This is a genomic window from Giesbergeria sp., from assembly GCF_028686475.1.
GTDB lineage: Bacteria > Pseudomonadota > Gammaproteobacteria > Burkholderiales > Burkholderiaceae_C > Simplicispira.
On record NZ_JAQUCA010000031.1, the window covers coordinates 1 to 24,479 of the forward strand.

Genomic DNA, 24,479 nt, shown 5'->3' on the forward strand with positions numbered 1-24,479 from the left:
GGAGCGACAAAAAGCACGCGAACAGCGGCGCAGGAGGGCATCAGGGTGCAATGCGGGTGCATATTTGCAGAAAAAATCGGCTGAGGCCGGGGTGGCCGGGAGGTGCTTTTTTTGTCACGGATTCAGGTAATGGTACTCATGGTAAAAAATCTTCTTTCTACATTCTGCCGATTTTACGCGCGTAGTCGCGCTACGAGGCTTTTCCGTGGTGCGCGATGGTAGCCCCAGCACCCACCAAGGCCGCACCGACAACACCATAAACCGCGTAGCTTGGGTTACACCGTAATCCAACCTTTGCCAAATTGGCCCGCACGGCACGCAGCATAAAAAAACCGCCGCACCCCAAAAAGGAATGCAGCGGTTTTTGTGGCCGGGTTATGTTGGGTTGCAGGCAACCCAACCTACGAGGCTGCACAAACGCACGGTGCAAAGCCATATTGCCCAATTGGAAAAAATGGGCGTGTTGCAAGTCGGCAAAATGCCGGGCATCAGCACGCATGTGTACCGCGTGAACGAGGCGGCTTTGGCCCCGACGCTGGCAGAAAATTTATCCACTGAGGTGGTGTTTTCAGCACCGAAAGGCGGTGATTTTTCCGCCAGCAGTGCAGAAATCGCCACCCAGAACGGATTGAACGCATTTGAACCGACAAAGATAACGGAAGCGCCAGCGCCTGTGCCTGTGGTGCCGGAACTGGTGCCTTGTCCAGCGCCACCGCCTCCGGCACCGCCGCCAGAACTGCCATCAGCGCCAGCGCCAGAACCTGCGCCTGTGGTGCAACCAGCAGTGTTGTCATCTTCCTCATCGTCTTCTTTATTTTTAGCCGCTCTGCAAAGCCCCGAAGACCAAAGCGCACTAGAGGCTTGGCAACAGGTGCGCCATGCCAAAAAGCGCCCTGCTTTGCCCAACGCCTTGCAATGCCAACAATTGCTAGACCATGCAGCGAGTTTGGGCAAACCCTTGGGCTGGGTAGTGCAGGTGATGGCGCTTAATGATTGGGCTGGGTTTGACCCGGCATGGCTCAATAACCAACGCCCGCCACCACGTTTGCCGGTGGTGGCCACGCTGGCTGCCAGCAGCAGTCAAGCACCAGCTACGCCGCCTTATCAACCACCTGCGCCGGTCTATCCACCCGTGAGCGCCGAAGAAAGCGCCCAAGCCAAAGCGCGCTTGTTTGGCCTGTTAGAACAATGGCGCGGCCCCGAGCCTACGCAGTGGGAGCCAATTCAACCTTGCGGTGTCGCTTGGGCCGACAACATCATTGCCAGAGCTTTGCGCGGCGAGCCGGTAGGTTTTACCGCACTGGACATGGCTTGCGCGGTGGCCAAGGTGTCGCGGCGGGCGGTGCGCGCTGCGGCCAAGGCGCACAAGGCATCCCTAAAATAGGCACACCATGTCCCAAGACAACGATGCTTCCTACAAACTGCTGTTTTCCTCACCCGAGTTGGTGCGCGACTTGGTGCTGGGCTTTATCCCCGATGCGTGGCTGCACAGTTTGGACTACCGCACGCTAGAAAAAATGCCCGGTAGCTACGTAACCGACGACTTGCGCCATCGCGCTGATGATGTGGTTTGGCGCGTCAAGGTGGGGCAAGAATGGGTGTATCTCTACATTCTGATAGAGTTCCAAAGCAAGGTGGACCCGTGGATGGCGGTACGCATGATGAGCTATGTGGGGCTGCTCTACCAAGACCTCATCAAAGCCAAACAGGTATTGCCACAGCGACGCTTGCCGCCGGTGTTGCCGATAGTGCTGTACAACGGTGATGCGCCTTGGACAGCAGCCAGCAACATTGCCGACTTGATTCCCAAGGTGCCGGGGCTGGTAGCGCAGTTTTTGCCCAGTATGCAATACCTGCTGATTGCCGAAAATCGCTACACCGAGGCCGATTTGGCCCCGATGCACAATTTGGTGGCAGCGGTCATGCGTTTGCAGCACCCACACAACCAAGCCGAAGTGCTGGCGGTGATAGACCGGCTTAATGATTGGCTGGCCGACAACCCGGAGTTGATGCGGATTTTTGCCATTTGGATTCGGGCGGTGCTATTGCGCCAAAGCAAGCACCATTTGGCCTTGCCCAAGGTGCAAGACTTGAAGGAGTTAAAAATGACATTGGCAACGCGGTTAGAGCAATGGGCGCATGAGTCGGAGCAAAAGGGCCGCCAAGAAGGCCGCCAAGAAGGCCATAGAGAAGGCCATAGAGAAGGTCAAGCGCGTAGCTTGCAGCGTTTGCTGGTGGCCCGCTTTGGTCCTTTGGGTGCTGCTACGCTGGCCGATGTAGAGCAGGCCAACCTCCAGCAACTAGAGATTTGGTTTGACCGTGCCATCACGGCGCGTAGCTTGCAGGAAGTTTTTGATTAACACGGTGCATCTATGCCGTTGGAGCGAAAAACAGCCGATGCAGCCCTGCGGCAGCGCTGGAATAAAGCGTGCATGATGCAGTTCTTTTAACCTCAGGACTTTTTTCATGAGCACTCCAGAACAATTGCAAATCAATGCGTGGGCCGAGCGCCTGCGCCAAGCCGAAGCCAGTGGCAGCCCGATTGCCCCGCTGCGCGATGAAATTCCGAATGCCGAGACCGCCTATGCCGTGCAACTGGCCAATGTACGCCATGCGGTAGAGCAAGGGCGGCGCATTGTGGGGCGCAAAATTGGCCTGACCTCGCCCGCCGTGCAAAAACAACTGGGCGTGAGCCAGCCCGATTTTGGCACCCTGCTGTCGGACATGATTTATGGCGATGACGAAGAAATCCCCACCAGTCGCACCTTGCAACCCAAGGTAGAGGCTGAAGTGGCCTTGGTGCTAGAGCGCGATTTGGACTTGGACGATGCCACGCTGATTGACCTCATCAATGCCACCGCCTATGTGCTGCCCGCCATCGAGATTGTTGGCAGCCGCATTGCCAACTGGAATATCCAGTTTATCGACACCGTGGCCGACAACGCCTCTAGCGGCTTGGTGGTGTTGGGCGGCGTGCCGACCAAGCTCAATGGCTTGGACCTCAAAATGGTGCAAATGACCATGACGCGCAGCGGCGAGCAAGTCTCTAGCGGCCACGGCGGCGCCTGTTTGGGCCATCCGCTCAATGCGGCAGTCTGGCTGGCGCGGCGCATGGCCTCTTTGGGCCAGCCCCTGCGTGCCGGTGATTTGGTTCTGACGGGTGCTTTGGGGCCGATGGCCCCGGTGCAACTGGGCGACCGTTTCGAGGCCCATATTAGCGGCGTGGGCACGGTGCGGGCGCATTTTGGCCACTAAGCATTGCATTTTTTAGGCACATTGCGACTGGCTTGCTGCTCGCATTGGCGTTAAGGTAGGGCTTTTGCCGTTTGGCACCAGCCCTGCCCATACCCCCAAGCACCATGACACACAAAAAGCCCACCCAAAAGATTCATGTAGAAGTGGCACTGTACGACAGCACCCGTTGCCGGGGCTTTATCCATCTGCAAGCCCAACAGCGCTTGCAAGACTTGCTCAATGACCGGCGCGGTTTTATTCCGCTAGAGATGAGCGCCGACGGCGGCGAGCTGATTTTGGTCTCTAAGCGCTTTATTGTGTATATCCACGAAACCAATATTGATTTTTCTGCCTTCAAAATCCCTGATGAAGAGAAAACGAAATAACCATGCGCGATACCAATGCACTGGTTTTGTTCTCGGGCGGCCAAGACTCCACTACCTGTTTGGCGTGGGCGCTAGAGCGGTTTGCCCATGTAGAGACGATTGGCTTTGATTACGGCCAGCGCCACCAAGTTGAACTGCAAGCACGGCACAACGTGCTGCACGCCCTGCGGGCGCGGTTTCCGCACTGGGCTGCCCGCTTAGGCCCAGACCACATGGTCGATTTGGCCGTGTTGGGCCACCTCAGTGATACCGCCCTCACGCGCGACACCGAAATTGCCATGACGGCTGCTGGCCTGCCCAATACTTTTGTGCCGGGGCGCAACCTGCTGTTTTTTCAGTTGGCGGCAGCGGTGGGCTATCGACGTGGGCTGCATACGCTGGTGGGCGGCATGTGCGAAACCGATTTTTCGGGCTACCCCGATTGCCGTGATGACACCATCAAAGCCTTGCAGGTGGCGGTGTCGCTGGGCATGGGCCAACGTTTTACCTTCGAGACCCCGCTGATGTGGCTGGACAAGGCGCAAACGTGGGCGCTGGCGCACACCTTGGGCGCTCAAGCTTTGGTTGATATTTTGCTGGAGCAATCGCACACCTGCTACCACGGCACGCGCGAAGTGCGCCACCCTTGGGGCTATGGCTGCGGCCAATGTCCGGCTTGTGTGTTGCGCCAGCGTGGCTTTGAGGCTTGGCAGGCCAGCGCGGTGCCCTAGCCGTTGCGGCTTACTTGCGCGTTGCTGCGCTGTACAAGCCTTGCACCTTGGGCACGTTTTCTTCTAATTCGCGGATGCGTTGCGGCCCACTGGGGTGGGTGGATAAAAACGCCAGCCCGCTGGTTTTGCCGCCGGTGGCTTGGCCCATTTTGCGCCATAGGCTGACGGCGGCAGTGGGCGCATAGGCAGCGCGGGCGGCCATTTCTAGCCCGACCAAATCGGCATCGCTTTCGTCACTGCGGCTAAATTGCAGCGTGAGCAATTGCCCGCCCAAGTTGGCCGCCAAGTTGCCTAAATCGCCCAAGCCTAGCAGTTGCGCGCCCAAGCGCAGGCCGATGTTGGTGGCCTGGGTTTTGGCGATACGCTCGCGCGCGTGTTCGCGCAGGGCGTGGGCCATTTCGTGGCCCATAATCATTGCGACTTCATCGTCGGTGAGCTTGAGCTTTTCCAGAATGCCGGTGTAGAAGGCGATTTTGCCGCCGGGCATACAAAAGGCGTTAATTTGCGGACTGGCAATCAAATGGACTTGCCAGCGCCAGCTGCGCGCGCGCGGGTTCCACGGTGCGGTAAAAGGCAGCAAGCGCTGCCCAATGGCGCGCAGGCGTTGCAGTTGCGGGTGGTTGTCGGGGGCCAAGGCGCGTTGGGCGCGCGCTTGCTCTAGCATTTGGCGGTATTGCTGCTCGGCGGCGGCCTCTAGGGTCTCGGCGGGCACCAGCTTACGCATGGCCGAGGCATTGCCCACATCTACTTGGGCCAAGGCGGGCGGCGCAATCAGGCTGGCCCCGGCGGCCAACAAAAAACCACGGCGCGCAGACCAAAGACTATGGGCCGCCAGCGGCGGGGGCAAAGAATGGGAGCAAAACAGGCACATGCGCCAATAATAGGCACAAAAAGGAATCCTTGATGTCAGCCGACCCCGCCGCCGTTCCACCAGCTCCACGCCCCTCTTGGCGGCAAACCCTGCGCGTCTATTTAGAACCGGCCAGCTTGCGGATGCTTACTTTGGGCTTTTCTGCGGGCCTGCCCTTGCTGCTGGTGTTGGGCACCCTGAGCTTTTGGCTGCGCGAAGCTGGCATTGACCGCACCACGATTGGCTATTTAAGCTGGGTCGGGCTGGCCTATGCGTTCAAGTGGGCTTGGTCGCCCTTAGTCGATAGGTTGCCGCTGCCACTGCTCACGCGCCGCTTGGGGCGACGGCGCAGTTGGTTGTTGCTATCGCAAGGGCTGATTGTGGCTGGGCTGCTGGGCATGGCCTTCAATGACCCCCAACAGGCATTGGAGCCAGTGGTGTGGTGTGCGCTGGCAGTGGCGTTTGGTTCGGCCACGCAAGATATTGCCTTGGATGCCTTCCGCATCGAGTCTGCCGATACCGCACACCAAGCCGCCTTGGCCGCTACCTACCAAACCGGCTACCGCTTGGCCATGATTTGGGCCGGTGCCGGGGTGTTGTGGCTGGCCGCACGCGCGCAAACCCCCGAGACCAGCGGTTACCAGCACGGTGCTTGGCAGGTGGCGTATATGGTGATGGCGGCCTCGATGCTGGTGGGCACCATTACCGTGTTGCTATCGCACGAGCCACAGCAAGCGCCGCTGCCGCCTTCGCGCAATGCAGCCGAATGGCTGCGCGGTGCGCTGGTGGAGCCGTTTGCCGATTTTTTGCGCCGCTACCGCTGGCAGGCGGTGCTGATGCTGGCGCTGATTGGGATTTATCGCATCAGCGATGTGGTGATGGGCATCATGGCCAATCCCTTCTATGTGGATATGGGTTACACCAAGGACGAGGTGGCCGCCGTGACCAAGGTGTTTGGCGTACTCATGACGCTGCTGGGGGCGTTTATCGGTGGCGTGTTGTCTTTGCGCTTGGGCGTGATGCGCGTGCTGATGCTGGGCGCGGTGCTGTCGGCGGCCAGCAATTTGTTATTTGCTTGGCTAGGCACGCGCGGCCACGATTTGACCGGGCTGGTGTGGGTGGTCAGTGCCGATAACCTATCGGGCGGGATTGCCTCGGCGGCGTTTATCGCCTACTTGTCGGGCTTGACCAATGTGCAGTATTCGGCCACCCAGTATGCGCTGTTTAGCTCCATGATGCTACTGGCACCTAAATGGCTGGCGGGGTTCTCGGGGCAGTTTGTCGATGCCCACGGCTACACGCCATTTTTTGTCGGCACGGCCCTGCTGGGTGTGCCGGTGTTGTTGCTGGTGGCGCTGGTTTCTAGGATGAAATCATTGGATACAGCACCGGCTTCGGAGACTGTGTGATGGAGCCTTTAAGGCCATTTTTGCCTACAATGACTCCGCTGTCACTGGGATTCCTTAGAGGCAGGCTCGGCTACAAAACCAATGCGCCGCAAACCGGCTTGGTGCGCCAGCCCCATCACCTCGACCACACGCCCATAGGGCACAGCGGCATCGGCGCGCAATTGCACTTCGGTATCGGGCTGCGTGGCCGCGATGGCGCGCAATTTTTCAGCCAAGGCCAGCGCTGCGATGGGCTGCTCCTCTACAAACACTTGGCCAGCTTGGTTGAGTGCCACCGTCACCGAACGCGGGGCCGCGCCCGGCGTAGCGCCCTCGGTTTGGGGTAAATCGAGCCGAATGCTGCTGGCCAACAAGGGCGCAGTCAGGATAAAAATGACCACCAGCACCAGCATCACATCAATCAGCGGTGTCATGTTGATGTCGCTGATGGGCTGGGGTGCGCTATGGCGTTCGAGGCGACCAAAAGCCATGAGAGGGCACTCCTAGAGGTAAACTTAATCAGCCACCACGCTGGCAGCTACACCAGTGGCAGCAGTGGCAGGAGCCGCCGATACCGGGGCTAACGGGGACGCAGGGGCTGGTTTGGCCGCTGGTTTCTTGGTCGTGGTGCTGACGGGAGAGGCATCAACCACCAACTCGCGCAGGTCACGGGCAAAGCCTTCTAAATCGGCTTCGATGCGCCCGAGCAGGCGGCCAAAGATGTTGTAGGCCAGCACGGCTGGGATGGCCACCGCCAAGCCAGCAGCGGTCATGACCAAGGCTTCGCCCACCGGGCCAGCAACATGCTCAATGCTGATTTGCCCAGCACTGGCAATGGCCGTCAGGGCATGGTAAATACCCCAAACGGTGCCCAATAAACCGACAAACGGTGCCGTAGAACCAATAGTGGCCAACAACACTTGGCCCCATTGCAGCTTGCCCAGCACCCGGTGCAGGGCATCGCGCAACACGCGCGTGAGTTGCTGGCTGGCGCTGCCTGCTTGGGCCAAGGTAATGCTGCCACCGGGCGGTTGGGCCAAAGCGTCGGCGGCCTCCACCAAGGGCAACACCAAGGCTTCACGGTCTAGGGCAGCAATCTGCTGGCGCGCCACTGGCCAACTCGATGCTTGCCAAAACGCGGCGACACCACGTGCCACATCCACACGGGCGCGGTGCATCAGCCAGCTTTTCCAGACGATAACGACCCAACTGGCCACCGACATCAGCAGCAGCAAAGCTGCCGTGCCTTGGGTGACAAAGTCGCCTTGGTGTAACCAGTGCAGCGCGTCCATAAAAAATCAGGGTTTAGTTGAGGCCCAGCACGTCGAACATGTCGAACAGGCCGACCTGCTGGTTTTGTAAAAAGCGCACCGCGCGCAAGCTGCCTTGGGCATAGGTGGTGCGACTGGAGGATTTGTGCGTGATTTCGATGCGCTCGCCGGTACCCGCAAACAAAACGGTGTGGTCGCCCACAATATCACCCCCGCGAATGGTGGCAAAGCCGATGCTGGACGGGTCGCGCTCGCCGGTCACGCCTTCGCGCGCATAGACGGCGCAGTCTTTTAAGTCGCGGCCTATGGCTTTGGCCACCACTTCGCCCATTTTGAGCGCCGTGCCCGAAGGGGCATCCACCTTGTGGCGGTGGTGGGCCTCGATGATTTCAATATCGTAGCCGGTGGCCAGCGCCTTGGCGGCCATTTCTAGCAATTTGAGCGTCACATTCACGCCCACGCTCATGTTGGGGGCCAGCACGATGGCGGTGCGCTGCGCCAGCGTGGCAATTTCGGCTTTTTGTTCTTCGGTGAAACCAGTGGTGCCGACCACGGCTTTGACACCCATTTCGGCACAGACGCGCAAATGGGCCAAAGTGCCCTCGGGGCGGGTAAAGTCAATCAGGGCATCGGCATTTTGCAGGCCGGCGCGGATGTCTGCCGTGATGGGCACGCCACTGGCATGGCCAGAAAAAGCGGTGGCATCCGAGCCAATCATGGGGCTGGCAGCAATATCCAAGGCGCCAGCGAGTACGCAGTCATCGCTGGCGCTGATGGCTTCAATCAACATATGGCCCATGCGGCCACTGGCACCGGCAACCGCCACGCGGAAAGTAGCAGAACGGGGAGAAAGGGAGGTGGTCATGCTTACATTTAGAAAAAAACACGGGTAGCCCCAGCAGCGTACTGGCTCTGGCGCACAAAAAAGGGGACTTGGGGGCTACTCCAGTGGCGGATAGGTAGCACTGGCCGGGGCCGTGGGCGGCGCAGAGGTCTCTGCTCGGGCAGTGGCAGGGGTGCTACCGGGGTAACGCGCCAACTGCTCGGGGGTGGCTTCTAGCACCGGTGTGGTGCGCGCTTGGTTGCGATTGCCCAAGGTGGCGACAAACTCGCTCTCGGAGGGCATTTCATCGCCTTCAAAGCGCAACAAAGCATCCTCTTTGAAAAATACCGTGAGTTTGCGTGTTTGCACCTCCACACCGGGGCGGCGCAGGGTGAAGACGTATTCCCAGCGGTCGGCATGGAACAGACTGGTCACTAAGGGCGTGCCCAAAATATCACGCACCTGCTGGCGGCCCATGCCCACTTGCAAGGCTTGCACCTGCTCGCGCGAGACAAAATTGCCCTGCACCACATCCACCCGGTAAGGCGTGACGGCGCTGGCAAGGCGGTCTTTGGTGCCGTCAAGGCTGCCGCAGGCGGCCAAACTGGCACCCCACAACAGGATAAGCCCCAAACGGGCACTGCAATGGACTTGGGCGGGCATGGACAAAAGCATAGGGCTATGATGGATCCGATTCATTGTAGCGGTTGGCCCACTGCCTAGGGCTGGCAATAAAATCTTCCTTTGCATCTTTTCTGGTCATGACCAATATCGACGAACTTAAGAGTACCGGACTCAAGGCTACTTTGCCGCGCCTGAAAATTTTAGAAATTTTCCAGAAAGGCACGCAGCGCCACATGACAGCGGAAGACGTATTTCGGGTGCTGTTAGAAGAGCGCTCGGATGTCGGTCTGGCGACGGTGTACCGGGTACTGACCCAGTTTGAGCAGGCCGGTTTGCTGATGCGTAGCAATTTTGAGAGCGGCAAGGCGGTGTACGAGCTAGACCAAGGCCAGCACCACGACCATTTTGTCTGTACCCAATGCGGCAAGGTGGAAGAGTTCTACGATGCCGAGATTGAAAAGCGCCAACAAGCCATTGCCAAAACCAAAGGCTGGCTGGTGCATGACCACGCGATGGCCTTGTATGGCGAGTGCGCCCTGTGCGTCGCCAAGCAGGCCGTGTGTGAGCGCAGCGAGCAGTGTTAAAGCATTGCTAAGCCAGCCAGGGCGGCCAGGGGCGCATAAAAATTACAGGTTTTGGTCCATCGCGCGGCGGTGGCGCTCGACAAACTCTTGGTAGGTATCAATGCCGCGCAAATTGAGGATGGTGTTACGCACCGCCGCCTCGACCAGCACGGCAATATTGCGCCCTGCCACCACTTGGATAATCACCTTGAGTACCGGCACGCCCAGCACGTCTTGGGTGAGCGGTTCGTAGGGCATACGCTCGTAGTCGCGTTCCATCGTCTCTTTGCGGACCAAATGCACAATCAGGCGCAGGCGCATTTTGCGTCGCACGGCGGTTTCGCCAAAAATGGCCCGAATATCCAGCAGGCCAATGCCACGCACTTCTAACAAGTTTTGCAGCAGCTCGGGGCAACGCCCCTCAATGGTGGTTTGGTTGATGCGGTACAAATCGACCGCATCGTCGGCCACCAAGCCGTTACCGCGTGAAATCAGCTCTAGCCCGAGTTCACTTTTGCCCAAGCCAGACTCGCCCGTGATGAGTACGCCCAAGCCCAGAATGTCCATAAACACGCCATGCACCGTGGTGCGGTCGGCAAAATGTTTGGACAGATAGGCGCGCAGCACGTCAATCACAAAGGCGGATGACTCGTGCGTGGCAAACATCGGAATTTGCGCCCGCTCGCACATCTCTAGCAAGCCCTCGGGGGGGCCTTGGCCGTCGGCCAAAATCAGCACCGGCGGCTCTAGTGTGACGATGCGGGCAATGCGACGCTTGCAATCTTCGGTGGTGGCACCGGCCAAGTAGGCGACTTCGCGCTCGCCCAACACTTGTACCCGGTAAGGATGGATGTAGTTGAGGTGGCCGACCAAATCAGCCCCTGAACGTGCGGTACGCACCGCCATCTCTTCAAAGCGGCGCTCGGATGCCCCCAAACCGGCTACCCACTCCCATTTCAGGGTGGTGCGGAACTCTTCAAACAGGGCATCGGCGCTAACCACGTTGTGCTTCATGGGGCGCTCCGCAGTGCTTAGGCCATTTGGGTTGATTGCCAACGGGCAATCAGGCCGTGCAACTCAACGGCATCAGCGCAAGACTTGATGGTTTCGCGCAAACTACCATCGCTGAGCAGCTCGGCAATCTCGGACAAAATTTCCAAGTGCTTTTGCGTGGCGGCTTCGGGCACCAGCAGAAAAATCAACAGCCCCACGGGCTGCTCATCAGGGGCATCAAAGCCAATCGGGTGTGCCAGTTGGAACACGGCCGCCATCGGCGATTTGAGCCCCTTGATGCGGCCATGCGGAATGGCCACACCGTGGCCTAAACCCGTAGAGCCTAAGCGTTCACGGGCAAACAGACTGTCGGTAATCAGCGCGCGCGAGAGTCCGTGCAGGCTTTCAAACAACAGACCAGCTTCTTCAAAGGCGCGCTTTTTGCTGGTGGCGTCAACGGCCACAAGAACTTGCGCGGCAGGCAGGATGGAGGAAAGTCGGTTCATGGTTTGGCGCAGATTATGCACCCGCTGGCGCAAAGATTAACAATTTGTCGCAGAAGAACCCAAAGGCCGCACGGCGGCGGCCAGTCGGGAGCGGGCAAATGGCTCACGCACTGAGATAAGGGCGCACATCCGAATGGTGCTCTTGTACGCGGTTTTTGTAGCGCATCACTTGGCGGTCTAATTTGTCCACCATTTCATCGACAGCGGCGTACAGGTCTTGGTGTGCAGATTCGGCAAACAAATCGCTGCCCTTGACATGGATGTTGCACTCGGCGCGCTGGCGTTTTTCTTTTTCTTTTTGTTTTTCGACCGACAACAACACCTTGACCCCCACCACCTGATCAAAATGGCGCGTGATGCGCTCCAGCTTGGATTGCACATAGGTACGCAAGGAGGGGGTCACGTCCAGATGGTGGCCGCTAATGGTCAAATTCATGCTGTCTCCGCTCGTTCGTTGTCACAAAACCCAACGCAGATGCCGCGTGGGCCGCCACTAAAACCCGTCACACTGCTTTCACATTAGGCAACTATGCGCCCGCACGGGCATAAAAGCAATGCTTGAACCACCTTGGTGCAGGGGGTAAAAACCCCCTATCGCCACGGCCAGAAAAAACCCGCAGAATGTTGGGTTCTGTTGCACACAGCAGCGTTTGTAACCGTGGCCGACTGCGGCCTAAAATCGGGGTTGGCCCTTTCTGTTTTTATTGCCCAACACCATGACCCAGTCCAGCTCCTCTGCCCTGCACACTTCCGCATTGACTTCGCTGCCCTTGCTGGCACGCGGCAAAGTGCGCGACAACTACGCCGTGGGCGATGACCGCATCCTGATGGTGGCCTCGGACCGTTTGTCGGCCTTTGATGTCATCATGGGCGAGCCGATTCCCGGCAAGGGCGAGCTGCTGACGCAAATGGCGCTGTTTTGGTTTGACAAGCTGGGCCACATCTGCCCCAACCACCTGACTGGCCAAGCCCCCGAATCGGTGGTTACGCCCGCAGAAGTGCCGCAAGTGCAAGGCCGCTCCATGTTGGTGCAGCGCTTGCAGCCGGTCCTGATTGAGGCCGTGGTGCGTGGCTATCTGGCCGGTAGCGGCTGGAAAGAGTACCAAGAATCACAATCGGTGTGTGGCGTGCCATTGCCTGCTGGCTTGACCAACGCCGCCAAACTGCCCGCGCCCATTTACACCCCCGCTGCCAAGGCGGAAATGGGTGACCACGATGAGAACATCACCTACGAGCGCACGGTAGAGATGGTGGGCGACAAGCTGGCCGCGCAAATCCGCGACACGGCCATCCGCCTGTACCAAGAAGCCGCCGACATCGCCTTGGCCAAGGGCATGATTATTGCCGACACCAAGTTTGAGTTTGGCCTGACCGCCGATGGCACTTTGGTGTTGATGGACGAGGTACTGACCCCCGACAGCTCGCGTTACTGGCCGGTCGAGGGCTACGAGGCCGCCTTGGCAGCGGGGCAAAACCCACCCAGTTACGACAAGCAGTTTGTGCGCGACTGGCTGGAGCAAGCCCAAGTGGACGGCCAGCTTTGGAACAAGACCGCCCCCGCTCCTGCCTTGCCGCAGGATGTGATTGAAAAAACGGCGGCCAAGTACCGCGAAGCCCTGACCCGCCTAACGGCCTAAAAAGGCCGTGGCGCTTAATTGAGCGCCATGCTGAGCTTGCGCCGGTAGGCCGACACCAAGGCGGCCTGCGGGTCTTGTTGCACTGCCGCTTGGCCTGCCAGTGCAATGCCGGGGCTGGCTGCTTTGCCTGCGGCATCAGCCGTGGGCTTGGGGCGCGGTGGCGTGAGCAACTCTAGCAGGGCGACATAGGTTTTGCGCGGGGCTTCGTCGTCCCATTTTTTATCACGCTGGATGATTTCTAACAATTCATCCATCGCTGCGGGCCATTCACCTTGGGCAATCAAGCGGCGGCTTTTGGCAAAACGGGTGGCAAAGTCGCGCCGGTTGTCGGCCAGCAATTCGTCAAACTTTTCCAGCGGCCAAGCGCCACGCGGGTCATTAGCGACAAACTCCAAGGCGTTAAGCCATTGGTTCAGGGCTTCAAAACGCAGTTCTACCGGAATTTGGGCCATCGCTGGGGCCAAGGCCGCTGCCGCTTCGTTGAGTTGGCCGGTGGCTATCAGATGCTTGACGTAATCAAAGCGCAAATCGTTGTTGCCGGGGTCAGCTGCCAAAGCATCGGCTAGGCGGTGCTGCTCGGCTTGGGGGTCTTGGGGTGCTTGCGGCTCTGGAGTGGCTGGAGCTTGCGCTGGAGCGACCTCGGCAGCGGGGGGCAGATGGCGCTCTAAGAATTCGCGCACCTCGGCGGCTGGCAAAGCCCCGACAAAGCCATCCACCGGCTGGCCTTCATGGAACAGCACACAAAATGGGATGCTACGCACGCCAAACATTTGCGACAGTTGTCCGGCAATTTGCGGCACCTTGTCGGCATCGAGTTTGGCCAGAATAAAGCGTCCGGCATAGTCGATTTCTAGCTGCTCTAGCACCGGGCCGAGTTGCTTACAGGGGCCGCACCAAGGTGCCCAGATGTCCAGCAACACGGGGGCCTGCATGGAGGGCAGCAGAACTTCGGCTTCAAAATTTTCTAAGGTAATGTCGATCATGGTGTTGGGGTTTCCACAAGGGCGTGGCAAAGTAAAATCACAGGTTCACATTTTGCGGCAGCCGCCACGATGGTGCACCGCCCCCACACTATGACCACCATTCAGATCGGCGTTGTCATGGGCTCCAGCAGCGACTGGGACACCATGCAGCACGCAGTCGAGATTCTTCAGCAGTTTGGCATCGCCCACGAGGCGCGTGTGGTTTCGGCCCATCGGATGCCCGACGATATGTTCGCCTATGCCGAGGCCGCCGCAGGCCGGGGCCTGAAAGCCATCATTGCCGGTGCTGGCGGTGCAGCCCACCTGCCGGGCATGATTGCCGCCAAAACCACGGTGCCGGTGTTGGGCGTGCCCGTGGCCAGCAAGCATTTGCAGGGGGTTGATTCTTTGCACAGCATTGTGCAAATGCCCAAGGGCATCCCGGTAGCCACTTTTGCCATTGGCGTAGCTGGTGCGGCCAATGCCGCCCTGTTTGCCGTGGCCCTGCTGGCAACAGAAAACCCGGCACTGCGCGAAAAGCTAGAAGCCTTCCGCGCTGCCCAAACCGAAACTGCGCGCAACATGGCTTTGCCGCCCGCAAACTGATGAATTCGCTTAATGCTCCTTTGTTGCCCGGCGCTACGCTGGGCGTGTTGGGTGGTGGCCAGCTGGGGCGCATGTTTGTCCATGCAGCACAGGCAATGGGCTACTTTACCGCCGTACTCGATGAAGACCCGACCAGCCCAGCAGGTTTGGTCAGCCACCAGCATATTCCAATGGGCTACCAAGACCCAGAAGGTTTGGCCCGTTTGGCCGCCATCTGTGATGCCATCACCACCGAGTTTGAGAACGTGCCCGCCGTCTCCTTGGCGGCGCTGGCTGGGCAGTGCTTTGTTGCCCCAGCAGCCCGTGCCGTGGCCGTGGCGCAAGACCGCGCCCAAGAAAAGGCCCATTTTGTTGGCTGTGGCGTGCCTTGTGCGCCCTATGCAGTGATTGAAACCCCAGAACAACTGGCTGCTGTGGGGGCTGAGCTGCTGCCCGGCATCCTGAAAACCGCCCGTTTGGGCTACGACGGCAAGGGCCAAGTGCGCGTGCAAACTGCCGCCGAACTGGCCAGCGCTTGGCACGCCTTAAAGCGCGTACCCTGCGTGTTAGAAAAAATGCTGCCGCTGGCGCTGGAATGCTCGGTGATTGTGGCGCGTGGGATGGATGGCAGCATCGTCAATCTGCCGGTGCAGCGCAACTTGCACCGCGATGGCATTTTGGCCGTCACCGAGGTTTATGACGGCAACGTCCCAGCAGCCGTAGCCGCCCAAGCCGTGGCCGCAGCCCAAGCCGTAGCGCAAGATTTGGACTACGTGGGCGTGCTGTGCGTTGAGTTCTTTGTGTTGCAAGATGGCAGCTTGGTAGTCAACGAGATTGCACCGCGCCCGCACAACAGCGGCCATTACAGCCAAAATGCCTGCGATGTGTCGCAGTTTGAACTGCAAGTGCGTACCTTGGCGGGTTTGCCATTGGTGCAACCACGCCAACACAGTGCCGCTGTCATGCTCAATTTGTTGGGTGATTTGTGGTTTGCCCACAGCGACACGGCACAAACGCCCCCGTGGGATGCCGTGCTGGCCTTGCCCGGCACGCATCTGCACCTGTATGGCAAAACCGTAGCCAAGCATGGGCGCAAGATGGGGCACCTCAATATTACCGCTGCCACGCCAGAAGCCGCCCGCGCCACTGCCTTGCAAGCGGCGGCTTTGCTCGGCATTGCGCCGTTCTGAGCAGCAGCATGATTTTGGATGGCACTTCGCCCGACTCCATCACCGCTGCGGCCCAAGCCTTGCAGCGCGGTGAACTGCTGGGCTTGCCCACCGAAACCGTGTATGGCTTGGCTGCCGATGCCAGCAACGATGCAGCGGTGGCGCAAATTTTTGCTGCCAAAGGCCGCCCAGCAGACCACCCACTCATCGTGCATGTGGCCGCTGCCAGCGCTGCTACCCACTTTGCCCAAGAAATTCCGGCCTTTGCCCAAGCCCTGATGGCCGCCTTTTGGCCCGGCCCCCTCACGCTGATTGTGCCGCGCTTGCCCGGTGCCGCCAGTGCGGCTACGGGTGGGCAGAACAGCGTCGGCTTGCGTTGCCCCTCGCACCCGGTGGCACAAGCGGTGTTACGCGCCGCCGCTGGCTTGGGTGTTTGGGGTGTGGCAGCACCCAGTGCCAACCGCTTTGGCCGCGTCAGCCCCACCACGGCCCAGCATGTGCAAGCAGAATTGGGCACAGAGTTGTTGGTGTTGGATGGCGGCCCCTGTGCCGTGGGCATTGAATCCACGATTGTCGATTGCACCCGTGGCGTGCCGGTATTGCTGCGCCCCGGTGCCATTACGCGCGCACAAATTGCCGCTGCTTGTGGCGTGCAACCGCTATCGCCCGAAGAGCTGCCCGCGCACACGCCGCGCGCCTCGGGTACGTTGGCCAGCCATTACGCCCCTCAAGCCACAGTGCGCCTGATGGATGCCAAAGCCTTGCAAGCCGGGTTGGATGTGTTGGGCGCGGACGCTGCCCATTTGGCGGTGTATGCACGTACTGCGATGCGTAGCGCGTCCAAGCAGGTACTGCTGCGCCCCATGCCGCACGACCCCGCCGCCGCCGCGCAAGAATTGTTTGCCACCCTGCGTAGTTTGGATGATGCTGGCGTGCGCCTGATTTGGATTGAAACCCCACCCGATGGCTCAGACTGGGAAGGTGTGCGCGACCGGCTGCAACGGGCAGCGGCCTAGTCTTTCTTGGCGGGCACAAAAACCGGCAATAAATCAACTCGTTCAGTGTTGCCCCCAAGGATTTAGGAGACGAACCTCAAGACCGGCGAAATCCTTGATGTTGCGCGTGACCAGCGTCAGGTCGTGCTGCAAAGCTGTGGCCGCCAGCAGCGCATCAATGGCCGGCAACGGTCTGCCCGCTTGGGCCATCAGCCGCCCCCAACGGTCGGCGGTGTGGGCATCCACCGCGAGTAGGCGGCCCACGAAGTAATTGGGCAGCTCCACTTCCAGCCAGTCCAACAAGGACTGCTTGCGGGCAGCGTCTTCCACCCTTTCCAAGCCCTTGCGAATCTCGCCCAGCGTCAGCACGCTCAAAAATAGCGACTGGCGCGGCCTGGCGCGCATCCAGGCCACAACGTTCGGGTCTGGCTGCTTGCGCCGCAGTTCGGACAGCACGTTGGTGTCAATCAGGTAGCTCAAAAGTCCACCTCGCGCGCTAGGCTGCGGTCGCGCTCGAACTCGATGTCGTCGCTGCCATACAGTGGGGACTGCTGCATGAAGTCCACCAGCGAGGCTTGATTCCCACTGAGTTGGTCGAAAAGCGCGCGGGAAATCACGACAGCCACCGAACGGCCATGTACGGTGATCTCCTGGGGGCCGTCGTCGGCTGCGTGTTTGACCATTTCGGAAAACCGTGCTTTGGCGGTTTGCATTTGCCAAGTTTGCATCTTCAACCTCCTTAAAGTTGTTATTTTGACCGGCACTTTGCCCAACTCCACCGCTACTGCGGCCTAAGTCCTTCTTGGTAGGATGTGCCCACAGGAGGCACTAGCAAGTGGGCACAAAAACCGGCAATGATCTTTTTATCGTTGATAACAGCGATGCTGAATGGAAGGTACTGAACTACCTCTCGGAGTGGGCAGAGATATCTTCCCGCTTCGACATTGCCACGGGCTACTTTGAAATTGGTGCCTTGCTGGCGCTGGATGGCCAGTGGCAAAAGCTCGACCAAATTCGCATCCTGATGGGCGATGAAGTCACTAAGCGCACCCATAAAGCATTGGCCGAAGGTATTGCCCGCATCACGGCGCAGCTGGACGACAGCATAGAACGCGAAAAAACCAAAAACGATTTTCTGACCGGCGTGCCCGCCATCGTGCAAGCGCTGGCCAGCGGACAAATCAAGTGCCGCGTTTACACCAAAAAGAAGTTTCACGCCAAGGCGTACATCACCCATTCCAAATTAGCGGTGGTTGGCTCTTCGGCCTTGGTCGGCTCTAGCAACTTTACCTCTCCCGGCTTGACGGGCAATGTGGAACTGAACGTTCAGTTGCGCCGCGAAGTGGAAGAACTGCAACAGTGGTACGAAGCCCATTGGGACGATGCCGAAGATGTGTCTGCCGCTGTGCTGAAAGTGATTGAACGCCACACGCGCGAATACCTGCCGTTTGAGGTGTACGCCAAAGCCTTGCAAGCGTATTTCCAGAATTACGAACAAAGCGCCGGGGATTGGGAGCGCCACCACTCGCGCATGTACGGCACTCTCGACCAGTACCAGCGCGATGGCTATGGCGCTTTGCTCAAAATTGGGGCCAAATTTGGCGGTGCCTTTTTGTGCGATGGCGTAGGGCTGGGTAAAACCTTTGTCGGCCTGATGCTGATTGAACGATTGGTGAAGTTTGAGCGCAAAAAAGTGCTGCTCATCGTCTCCAAGTCTGGGCGTGAACCGGTTTGGGAATCGAGCTTGCGCCGCTACCTGCCCGAGTTATTTGGTGATTTTTCCAATCTGGTCATCATCAACCACACCGATTTGCAGCGTGGCGGCACTTGGGTGGAAAAGCTGCAACGGCTGAAAGAACAGGCGGACGTGGTGGTAGTGGACGAGGCGCACCATTTTCGCAACCCCAGCAGCAAAAAAGACACCTCGCGCTACTGGCAAATGCAAGACTTGGCCAAGAGCAAACAAGTATTCATGCTCACGGCCACGCCCATCAACAACCGCCTGATGGACTTGCAGCATTTGATAGAACACTTCACCCAGCGCGAAGCCGGTCACTTCAAAGAAACCCTTGGCATCCACTCGCTGCCGGGACATTTTCGCAAGCTGGAAAAAGACCTGGCCCAGCGCATGGGTAGCGAGTTACTTCAGGGTGAGCTGCCGGGCATCGAGGCAGGCGATTTGCTGGCGCACGACAACCTGTTTCGTTCGCTGGTGGTGCAGCGCAGCCGCGCCTATGTCAAGCAAAGCCAAATCACGGCGGGTGCTAAAGAGGCCATGTTCCCCAAACGCGAGGCCCCCAAGCTGGCCGAATATTCGGTCAAAAAAACCTACGGCAAACTGCTACGCCTGCTGGAAAAAGCTTTCAACAAAAAGCAGCCGCTGTTTACCCTGCCCATGTATTACCCACTGGCCTACTCCAAAGTGCCCGTGGACGACGGTTTTGCCGAAAACCGCCAAAAGCAAGTCGTGGGGCTGATTCGTATCCTGTTTTTGAAGCGTTTTGAAAGTTCCGCCCGAGCCTTTGAAGCGTCGTGCTGGCAACTGCTCTACAAAATGATGGCCTTTGTGCAGGTCAACAGCAGCACCAAGCACGAACAAGCCGCCTTTGAGCGCTGGAAAATCCACCACAGCGAACTGCTAGGCGATAGCCAAGCACGCCAAAACGAACTGTTTGATGCCGCGCCCACTGAAGAGCAAGACGAGGACATCATCCCCGAAGAAATGCTCGAAGCCGCTGATAAGTTAGACCGCAACGCCTTTGACGTGCCGCAAATTTTGTCCGAATCCTTACAAGACCTGAACCAGATTGCCGAATTTTTGGACGAACTGCGCCAGTTCAAACCCAGCCACGACGACAAACTGCGCGCTCTCATCCACTTGCTGAAAACCGACCCGGTGCTGAAAAAGCACAAGGTCATGATTTTTAGCGAGTTCATGGCCACCGCGCGCTATTTGGCCAGCGAGTTAGGCAAAGCTGGCATCCAAGGCATTGACCAAATTGACTCGGCCACCAAGCGCAGCCGCAGTGAGGTGATTCGCCAATTTGCCCCCTATTACAACGGCCTAAGCAGCAGCGACTTGCAAGCCCAAGGTCTGCCAGAAACCCGCGTGCTGATTGCCACCGACGTGCTCAGTGAAGGGCTGAACCTGCAAGATGCCACGCGCCTGATTAACTACGACCTGCACTGGAACCCGGTGCGCCTGATGCAGCGCATTGGCCGCGTGGACCGGCGCATGAACCCCGACACCGAGAAAAAGCTACTGCAAGACCACCCAGAGGTTCAAACCATTCGCGGCAGCGTTGAATACTGGAATTTTTTGCCCCCCGGCGAGCTGGACGAGCTGTTGAGTCTGTACAAAAAAGTCTCTAACAAAACCCTGCTGATTTCCAAAACGCTGGGCATTGAAACCGGCAAACTGCTGCGCCCTGATGATGCGTTTGAGGCATTGAAAGACTTTGACCACGCCTACGAAGGTGAACCTTCGGCGCTGGAAACCATGCACCTAGAGTACCAGCGCCTGCTGGCCGCGCATCCCGACCTGCCAGCCCGTCTAGCCGCCCTTCCGGGGCGCGTGTTCAGCGGTAAAGCCCATCTCCAGCCCGACACCCACGCCGTATTCTTTTGCTTTGGCTTGCCGGGCAAAGACCACACTATCACCGACGTGGCCTTAGATGCCGACGCTTGGACGCTGGCTGCCGGGCGCACCGAATGGCTACTGCTGGACTTGCACAGCGGCCAAGTGCTAGAAGACGCTGCCGCCATCGACACCATCATCCGCTGCACGCCCGAAACGCCGCGCCAGTGCCGCATTGCCCCCACCACCTTGGCCCAAGCGCGCGCCAAAGCCGAAAAACACCTGAAAAACGGCTACTTGCGCCAAGTGCAAGCCCCGGCAGGCGTAGGCGCGCAACTGCTGGCATGGATGGAACTGAACTAAACACCCAAAGGCCCCACCACATGGCAACCCTATTAGACCCACAGGCCGAAAAACTGCGCCGCATCCACACCATCCCCACGCTGGTGGGCTATCTGCGCGACGAACTGGGCTGGCCCGTGGACGTGGAGGACTGGGAAGATGCCGTTTATGACTGGCAACCCCAAGAGCTGCACCTCAAGCCCGAGCACGCAGTGGCCATCCAATCCATCCAACAACTGCGCCCGCTGGTCAGCGGCCAGCCTTGGGGCATCTTTTTTGTCGATTTTGACCAAGGCAAGCTGCCGATTGTGGTGCTGCGCCGGATGCTTAATGCGCTGGCCATCAAAAGCCGCGCCCAAAGTGGCGGCCACCAAACTTGGCAGGCGCGCGATTTGCTGTTTGTCTCCAGCTTTGGCGAAGCCTCAGCGCGTGAAATCACGCTGGCGCACTTTAGCGATGAATCCGCACAGGGCGACCTGCCCACGCTGCGCGTGCTGGGTTGGGACGAAGCCGACACCGCCCTTGAACTGGGCTATGTGGCCAAAACCCTGAAAGAAAAACTGCGCTGGCCAGCACACACTGCCAGCCCCGCCGACCAAGACGCTTGGCGCAGCCAATGGGCCAGTGCCTTTCGCCTGAAATACCGCCAAGTCATTAACGACAGCAAATCGCTGGCGCTGGCGCTGGCCGAATTGGCCAAACGCATCCGCAGCCGTGCCAACGCCGTGTTGGCGCTAGAAAGCGACAGCGGCCACCTGCGCCAGCTGCACCAAGCGTTCAAAGAAAACCTGATTGCCGACCTCTCGCCCGATGGCTTTGCCGATATGTTCGCGCAAACCATCACCTATGGCCTGTTTACTGCCAGCGCCAGCCGCCAGAGCGGCGCGCTGGTGGCGGATAACCTCTCAGACATGGTGCCCAGCACCAACCCATTTCTGAAAGAGCTATTGGGCGACTTTTTGCACGCCGCAGGCCGCGCGCGCCGCAAAACTCAGCGGGTCGATTTTGATGAATTGGGCATCAACGAAGTGGTTAGCACCCTGCGCGAGGTGCCTATGGATGCCGTGTTACGCAGTTTTAACGCCAGCAAGCCGGGCGATGACCCAGTCATCCACTTTTACGAAGACTTTTTGAAAGCCTACGACAAGGCCATGCGCGCCAAGCGCGGCGTGTTCTACACCCCCGGCCCGGTGGTGCAATTTATTGTGCGCAGCGTTGATGAGATTTTGAAAACCGAGTTTGGCATTGAAGACGGCCTAGCCAGCACCATCACTTGGGGCGAGATGCTGGCGCGCAAGCCCGAACTCAAGTTGCCCCCGTTCTGCACCGCCGCCACGCCCTTTGTGCAAGTGCTAGACCCTGCTACCGGCACCGGCACCTTTATCGTGGAAGTGATTAGCCAAATCCACGCGCATATGCGCGCCAAGTGGGCCAAACAAGGCCAGGTGAGCAAAACGCAGTGGCAACCGCTGTGGCAACACTACGTGCAACAGCACCTGCTGCCGCGCCTGTATGCCTTTGAGCTGATGATGGCCCCCTACGCCATTGCCCACATGAAAATTGGCCTGAAACTGGCCGAAACCGGCTACCACTTTCCCGAGGGCGGGCCACGGGTGAATGTATTTTTGACCAATGCGCTAGAACCTGCACATGCCGTTAATCCGAAATTGGAATTTGAGGCCCCGATGCTGGCGCACGAGGCAGCGGCGGCCAATCGCACGAAAGAACAACTAGCAGCGACAGTGGTGTTGGGTAATCCGCCCTATTCGGGTGAATCCACCAACAAAGGCGATTGGATTACCAAGCTGATGCGCTCGCGCTTGCCTGATGGCGCGGACAGTTACTTTCGCTTCAACGAGGCCGATTTGGGCGAGCGCAACCCGAAGTGGGTGAACAACGATTACGTCAAATTTATGCGTTTGGCGCAGTCCAGGCTGGCAACCACAGGAACCGGCGTGCTGGGCTACATCACCAGCAATTCGTATTTGGAAAGCCCCACGTTTCGCGGGGTGCGCCAGAGTCTGCTGCACACTTTTCCGCACCTGCGGATTGTGGATTTGCACGGCAACTCCAAGCGCGGCGAAACCGCAGGGGGCGATGAAAACGTGTTTGAAATCACCGAGGGCGTGGCCATTGCCGTGGGCGATGTGCAGCCGGGTTTGTCGCAACGGGTGGAACATGCCGATTTGACCGGGCCGCGCCAGTCGAAGTACGAAACTTTAATGGCCGATGGCTTGCAATTGTTCAAGCCGTTTACACCGTCTGGCGAACGCTTGCAACTGGTACGCAGTGATAGCGCGGGCGTGGTGCAATACGAATGTGGTTGGCCGCTGCCCATGATTGCGCCGGTCAATTCGGTGGGCATTGTGACCGCCCGTGACGACCTTTGCATCCACTTCACGGAAAAACAGGCGTGGGATACGGTGCAAGATTTTGCCAAGCGTGAACCGGAAGAGGCACGACAAATTTATGCTTTAGGGAAAGATGCCCAAGACTGGCGGATTACTTGGGCACAGAAAGATTTGAAAACAACTGGGCCTACCCAAAATTTGGTGCAACCCATTCTTTACCGGCCTTTTGATGTGCGCCAGACCTACTACACAGGCAAGGCGAGTGGCTTCATGGTTCGGCCTCGCCCTGATGTGATGCGGCATATGTTGGCAGGAAAAAATCAGGCGTTTTCTTTGGTACGCAGTACGGAAATAGTAGGCAGTTACGAACACGTTTTTGCTGCAAATCTACTGACAACACACCACACAGTTTCAATCAAAGAAGTCAATTACCACTTCCCGCTTTGGCTGTATGACGCTGAAGCCTGCAAAGCCAATTTTGCCCCCAGCTTCCTCGCCACGCTGCAATCCGCCCTCCATCTCCCCCCCACCGACTACCGCCCCGAAGACCCCAGCGCGCCACTACACGCCGAAAAAATCTTCCATTACCTCTACGCCATCCTGCACAGCCCGGCCTATCGCCAGCGTTACGCCGCCTTTTTACGCACCGACTTCCCGCGCATCCCCATTCCCGGCACCCGCACCCTGTTCGATGCGCTGGCGCTGCTGGGTAGCCAACTGGTGCAATGGCATTTGCTGGAGCATCCACAAGCCAGCGCCATCGGTACATCCAACCCACACCCTGCCACCGTCCCCGTCTTTTTTGGCACCGATACCCATTTGCAAAAAGTGGCCGAAAAAGGCAAAACCTTGGCCGCGTTGTCGGGCGATGTGGGCCAAGTGTTTATCAACGCCAGCAGCGGTTTTGCCAACGTGCGCCAAAGCGTGTGGCAGCACACCATTGGCGGCTACCAAGTGCTGCACAAATGGCTAGACGACCGGCGCAAAGCAGGCCGCAGCCTCAGCCCCAACGACATCACCCACTGGCAGCGCGTCTATGCCGCCCTCGCAGCCACGCAAATGCTGATGCAGCAAGTCGATGCCGCCATTGCTACCCACGGTGGCTGGCCCGCTGCTTTTAGCCAAAACCACCCACCGCCCGATGCCACCACGCTGGCCGCCGAGCAAATGGCGCACCAAGCGCAAGCCAAGGCGGGTAAAAAAGCCACGCTTGCAGCAAAAAAGAGCGCTGCCTCTGCAAGCCCCACCGGCGGTAATAGCCTGTTCGATTTTGATGATGACTTAGACGGGTTGGCTGCGGCTGCCGGAGCGTCGTCTCGCCCGAAAGCCTGAACCAAGCAAAAATAGGAAAGACAGCCAGTCATGCCTGCACAAGCCTTGTTTTGTACCGTTCTGCAATACCTACGCAAATCTAATCATTTCTGATTAAATCTACCGCTTGCTTCCTGCTTCACAGAGGCCGGTTTCACTCGGGTCTTACGACCCAAGCCAGCGCCTTCCTCTCCACAGGCTG

General features: G+C 58.8%; 25 protein-coding genes. 14 read left to right on the forward strand and 11 right to left on the reverse strand.

Going from position 1 to position 24,479, the window contains the following annotated elements:
- From PHX60_RS14575 to queC, 6 genes are all read left to right on the forward strand, one after another.
- Positions 1 to 185: hypothetical protein (locus PHX60_RS14575; RefSeq protein ID WP_300079198.1), on the forward strand; the 185-nt coding region annotated here is incomplete at its 5' end.
- 239 nt (positions 186 to 424) lie between these two features.
- Positions 425 to 1,384 (forward strand): hypothetical protein, encoded by a 960-nt coding sequence (locus PHX60_RS14580; RefSeq protein ID WP_300079200.1) that lies wholly within the window; start codon positions 425 to 427, stop codon positions 1,382 to 1,384.
- A 7-nt stretch (positions 1,385 to 1,391) separates the two neighbouring features.
- Positions 1,392 to 2,360, forward strand: coding sequence for an Rpn family recombination-promoting nuclease/putative transposase (locus tag PHX60_RS14585; RefSeq protein ID WP_300079202.1), 969 nt, complete (start codon positions 1,392 to 1,394; stop codon positions 2,358 to 2,360).
- A 106-nt stretch (positions 2,361 to 2,466) separates the two neighbouring features.
- Positions 2,467 to 3,255 carry a 2-keto-4-pentenoate hydratase gene (gene mhpD, locus PHX60_RS14590; RefSeq protein ID WP_300079205.1) on the forward strand — a complete coding sequence of 263 codons (789 nt, stop codon included), beginning with the start codon at positions 2,467 to 2,469 and terminating at the stop codon, positions 3,253 to 3,255.
- 104 nt (positions 3,256 to 3,359) lie between these two features.
- Positions 3,360 to 3,620: a hypothetical protein gene (locus tag PHX60_RS14595; RefSeq protein WP_300079208.1), complete on the forward strand. Its 261-nt coding sequence runs from the start codon at positions 3,360 to 3,362 to the stop codon at positions 3,618 to 3,620.
- A 2-nt stretch (positions 3,621 to 3,622) separates the two neighbouring features.
- Positions 3,623 to 4,330 carry a 7-cyano-7-deazaguanine synthase QueC gene (queC, locus tag PHX60_RS14600; protein WP_300079210.1) on the forward strand — a complete coding sequence of 236 codons (708 nt, stop codon included), beginning with the start codon at positions 3,623 to 3,625 and terminating at the stop codon, positions 4,328 to 4,330.
- Between the two features lie 10 nt (positions 4,331 to 4,340).
- On the opposite strand, the gene PHX60_RS14605 is transcribed toward queC, so the two are convergent.
- A complete protein-coding gene (locus PHX60_RS14605) occupies positions 4,341 to 5,201 on the reverse strand; it encodes a M48 family metallopeptidase (RefSeq protein WP_300079213.1) in 861 nt (286 codons plus the stop codon).
- 32 nt (positions 5,202 to 5,233) lie between these two features.
- Here PHX60_RS14605 and PHX60_RS14610 point away from each other — a divergent pair, with 32 nt between their 5' ends.
- Complete coding sequence (locus PHX60_RS14610) at positions 5,234 to 6,589, forward strand: MFS transporter (RefSeq protein ID WP_300079215.1); 1,356 nt, start codon at positions 5,234 to 5,236, stop codon at positions 6,587 to 6,589.
- Between the two features lie 41 nt (positions 6,590 to 6,630).
- Here PHX60_RS14610 and PHX60_RS14615 read toward each other — a convergent pair whose 3' ends face one another.
- From PHX60_RS14615 to PHX60_RS14630, 4 genes are all read right to left on the reverse strand, one after another.
- A complete protein-coding gene (locus PHX60_RS14615; RefSeq protein ID WP_300079218.1) occupies positions 6,631 to 7,059 on the reverse strand; it encodes a biopolymer transporter ExbD in 429 nt (142 codons plus the stop codon).
- A gap of 24 nt (positions 7,060 to 7,083) precedes the next feature.
- Entirely contained in the window at positions 7,084 to 7,860 is a 777-nt protein-coding gene (locus PHX60_RS14620) for a MotA/TolQ/ExbB proton channel family protein (RefSeq protein ID WP_300079221.1), read from the reverse strand.
- A 13-nt stretch (positions 7,861 to 7,873) separates the two neighbouring features.
- Positions 7,874 to 8,704 (reverse strand): 4-hydroxy-tetrahydrodipicolinate reductase, encoded by an 831-nt coding sequence (dapB, locus tag PHX60_RS14625; protein ID WP_300079224.1) that lies wholly within the window; start codon positions 8,702 to 8,704, stop codon positions 7,874 to 7,876.
- Between the two features lie 75 nt (positions 8,705 to 8,779).
- The gene (locus PHX60_RS14630; protein WP_300079260.1) at positions 8,780 to 9,325 is read right to left on the reverse strand and encodes an outer membrane protein assembly factor BamE; all 546 of its coding nucleotides are present in this window, start codon (positions 9,323 to 9,325) and stop codon (positions 8,780 to 8,782) included.
- Positions 9,326 to 9,423: 98 nt separating this feature from the next.
- Between PHX60_RS14630 and fur the strand changes: the two genes are divergently transcribed.
- Positions 9,424 to 9,870: a ferric iron uptake transcriptional regulator gene (fur, locus tag PHX60_RS14635; RefSeq protein WP_300079228.1), complete on the forward strand. Its 447-nt coding sequence runs from the start codon at positions 9,424 to 9,426 to the stop codon at positions 9,868 to 9,870.
- Positions 9,871 to 9,912: 42 nt separating this feature from the next.
- On the opposite strand, the gene hprK is transcribed toward fur, so the two are convergent.
- From hprK to raiA, 3 genes are all read right to left on the reverse strand, one after another.
- Positions 9,913 to 10,863, reverse strand: a complete 951-nt coding sequence (hprK, locus tag PHX60_RS14640) for an HPr(Ser) kinase/phosphatase (protein WP_300079230.1) — start codon at positions 10,861 to 10,863, stop codon at positions 9,913 to 9,915.
- A gap of 17 nt (positions 10,864 to 10,880) precedes the next feature.
- Positions 10,881 to 11,348, reverse strand: a complete 468-nt coding sequence (locus PHX60_RS14645) for a PTS sugar transporter subunit IIA (protein ID WP_300079233.1) — start codon at positions 11,346 to 11,348, stop codon at positions 10,881 to 10,883.
- Positions 11,349 to 11,451: 103 nt separating this feature from the next.
- Entirely contained in the window at positions 11,452 to 11,784 is a 333-nt protein-coding gene (raiA, locus tag PHX60_RS14650; protein WP_300079235.1) for a ribosome-associated translation inhibitor RaiA, read from the reverse strand.
- Between the two features lie 280 nt (positions 11,785 to 12,064).
- Here raiA and PHX60_RS14655 point away from each other — a divergent pair, with 280 nt between their 5' ends.
- Positions 12,065 to 12,985 carry a phosphoribosylaminoimidazolesuccinocarboxamide synthase gene (locus PHX60_RS14655; protein ID WP_300079238.1) on the forward strand — a complete coding sequence of 307 codons (921 nt, stop codon included), beginning with the start codon at positions 12,065 to 12,067 and terminating at the stop codon, positions 12,983 to 12,985.
- A 14-nt stretch (positions 12,986 to 12,999) separates the two neighbouring features.
- Here the strand turns inward: PHX60_RS14655 and PHX60_RS14660 are convergent, their stop codons facing one another.
- Positions 13,000 to 13,968 (reverse strand): tetratricopeptide repeat protein, encoded by a 969-nt coding sequence (locus PHX60_RS14660; protein ID WP_300079242.1) that lies wholly within the window; start codon positions 13,966 to 13,968, stop codon positions 13,000 to 13,002.
- 90 nt (positions 13,969 to 14,058) lie between these two features.
- Between PHX60_RS14660 and purE the strand changes: the two genes are divergently transcribed.
- Genes purE through PHX60_RS14675 form a run of 3 tightly spaced genes read left to right on the forward strand, consistent with a single transcriptional unit; the run spans position 14,059 to position 16,717 of the window.
- Positions 14,059 to 14,553: a 5-(carboxyamino)imidazole ribonucleotide mutase gene (purE, locus tag PHX60_RS14665; RefSeq protein WP_300079245.1), complete on the forward strand. Its 495-nt coding sequence runs from the start codon at positions 14,059 to 14,061 to the stop codon at positions 14,551 to 14,553.
- Positions 14,553 to 15,722, forward strand: a complete 1,170-nt coding sequence (locus PHX60_RS14670; protein WP_300079247.1) for a 5-(carboxyamino)imidazole ribonucleotide synthase — start codon at positions 14,553 to 14,555, stop codon at positions 15,720 to 15,722. The genes purE and PHX60_RS14670 overlap by 1 nt, the downstream gene beginning before the upstream one ends.
- Before the next feature lie 8 nt (positions 15,723 to 15,730).
- The gene (locus tag PHX60_RS14675) at positions 15,731 to 16,717 is read left to right on the forward strand and encodes an L-threonylcarbamoyladenylate synthase (protein WP_300079249.1); all 987 of its coding nucleotides are present in this window, start codon (positions 15,731 to 15,733) and stop codon (positions 16,715 to 16,717) included.
- Between the two features lie 42 nt (positions 16,718 to 16,759).
- Here PHX60_RS14675 and PHX60_RS14680 read toward each other — a convergent pair whose 3' ends face one another.
- Both PHX60_RS14680 and PHX60_RS14685 read right to left on the reverse strand, forming a co-directional pair.
- On the reverse strand, positions 16,760 to 17,176 hold the full coding sequence (locus PHX60_RS14680) for a type II toxin-antitoxin system VapC family toxin (RefSeq protein WP_300079251.1): 417 nt from the start codon (positions 17,174 to 17,176) through the stop codon (positions 16,760 to 16,762).
- On the reverse strand, positions 17,173 to 17,424 hold the full coding sequence (locus PHX60_RS14685; RefSeq protein WP_300079253.1) for a type II toxin-antitoxin system Phd/YefM family antitoxin: 252 nt from the start codon (positions 17,422 to 17,424) through the stop codon (positions 17,173 to 17,175). Before PHX60_RS14685 ends, PHX60_RS14680 begins: the two co-directional genes overlap by 4 nt.
- A 107-nt stretch (positions 17,425 to 17,531) precedes the next feature.
- On the opposite strand from PHX60_RS14685, the gene PHX60_RS14690 reads away from it, so the two are divergent.
- Positions 17,532 to 20,636: a helicase-related protein gene (locus PHX60_RS14690; protein ID WP_300079256.1), complete on the forward strand. Its 3,105-nt coding sequence runs from the start codon at positions 17,532 to 17,534 to the stop codon at positions 20,634 to 20,636.
- A 20-nt stretch (positions 20,637 to 20,656) separates the two neighbouring features.
- On the forward strand, positions 20,657 to 24,298 hold the full coding sequence (locus tag PHX60_RS14695; protein ID WP_300079258.1) for a type ISP restriction/modification enzyme: 3,642 nt from the start codon (positions 20,657 to 20,659) through the stop codon (positions 24,296 to 24,298).
- The last annotated feature ends 181 nt before the right edge of the window (positions 24,299 to 24,479 follow it).

Bases quoted from the DNA above. Each gene is read 5' to 3' on its own strand.
- PHX60_RS14695 (WP_300079258.1), top strand. From the start codon at position 20,657: ATGGCAACCCTATTAGACCCACAGGCCGAAAAACTGCGCCGCATCCAC.
- PHX60_RS14615 (WP_300079218.1), bottom strand. From the start codon at position 7,059: ATGGCTTTTGGTCGCCTCGAACGCCATAGCGCACCCCAGCCCATCAGC.
- PHX60_RS14660 (WP_300079242.1), bottom strand. From the start codon at position 13,968: ATGATCGACATTACCTTAGAAAATTTTGAAGCCGAAGTTCTGCTGCCC.
- PHX60_RS14585 (WP_300079202.1), top strand. From the start codon at position 1,392: ATGTCCCAAGACAACGATGCTTCCTACAAACTGCTGTTTTCCTCACCC.
- raiA (WP_300079235.1), bottom strand. From the start codon at position 11,784: ATGAATTTGACCATTAGCGGCCACCATCTGGACGTGACCCCCTCCTTG.
- PHX60_RS14605 (WP_300079213.1), bottom strand. From the start codon at position 5,201: ATGTGCCTGTTTTGCTCCCATTCTTTGCCCCCGCCGCTGGCGGCCCAT.
- dapB (WP_300079224.1), bottom strand. From the start codon at position 8,704: ATGACCACCTCCCTTTCTCCCCGTTCTGCTACTTTCCGCGTGGCGGTT.
- PHX60_RS14620 (WP_300079221.1), bottom strand. From the start codon at position 7,860: ATGGACGCGCTGCACTGGTTACACCAAGGCGACTTTGTCACCCAAGGC.
- PHX60_RS14645 (WP_300079233.1), bottom strand. From the start codon at position 11,348: ATGAACCGACTTTCCTCCATCCTGCCTGCCGCGCAAGTTCTTGTGGCC.
- mhpD (WP_300079205.1), top strand. From the start codon at position 2,467: ATGAGCACTCCAGAACAATTGCAAATCAATGCGTGGGCCGAGCGCCTG.
- hprK (WP_300079230.1), bottom strand. From the start codon at position 10,863: ATGAAGCACAACGTGGTTAGCGCCGATGCCCTGTTTGAAGAGTTCCGC.
- PHX60_RS14610 (WP_300079215.1), top strand. From the start codon at position 5,234: ATGTCAGCCGACCCCGCCGCCGTTCCACCAGCTCCACGCCCCTCTTGG.
- queC (WP_300079210.1), top strand. From the start codon at position 3,623: ATGCGCGATACCAATGCACTGGTTTTGTTCTCGGGCGGCCAAGACTCC.
- fur (WP_300079228.1), top strand. From the start codon at position 9,424: ATGACCAATATCGACGAACTTAAGAGTACCGGACTCAAGGCTACTTTG.
- PHX60_RS14630 (WP_300079260.1), bottom strand. From the start codon at position 9,325: ATGCCCGCCCAAGTCCATTGCAGTGCCCGTTTGGGGCTTATCCTGTTG.
- PHX60_RS14595 (WP_300079208.1), top strand. From the start codon at position 3,360: ATGACACACAAAAAGCCCACCCAAAAGATTCATGTAGAAGTGGCACTG.
- purE (WP_300079245.1), top strand. From the start codon at position 14,059: ATGACCACCATTCAGATCGGCGTTGTCATGGGCTCCAGCAGCGACTGG.
- PHX60_RS14655 (WP_300079238.1), top strand. From the start codon at position 12,065: ATGACCCAGTCCAGCTCCTCTGCCCTGCACACTTCCGCATTGACTTCG.
- PHX60_RS14675 (WP_300079249.1), top strand. From the start codon at position 15,731: ATGATTTTGGATGGCACTTCGCCCGACTCCATCACCGCTGCGGCCCAA.
- PHX60_RS14670 (WP_300079247.1), top strand. From the start codon at position 14,553: ATGAATTCGCTTAATGCTCCTTTGTTGCCCGGCGCTACGCTGGGCGTG.
- PHX60_RS14685 (WP_300079253.1), bottom strand. From the start codon at position 17,424: ATGCAAACTTGGCAAATGCAAACCGCCAAAGCACGGTTTTCCGAAATG.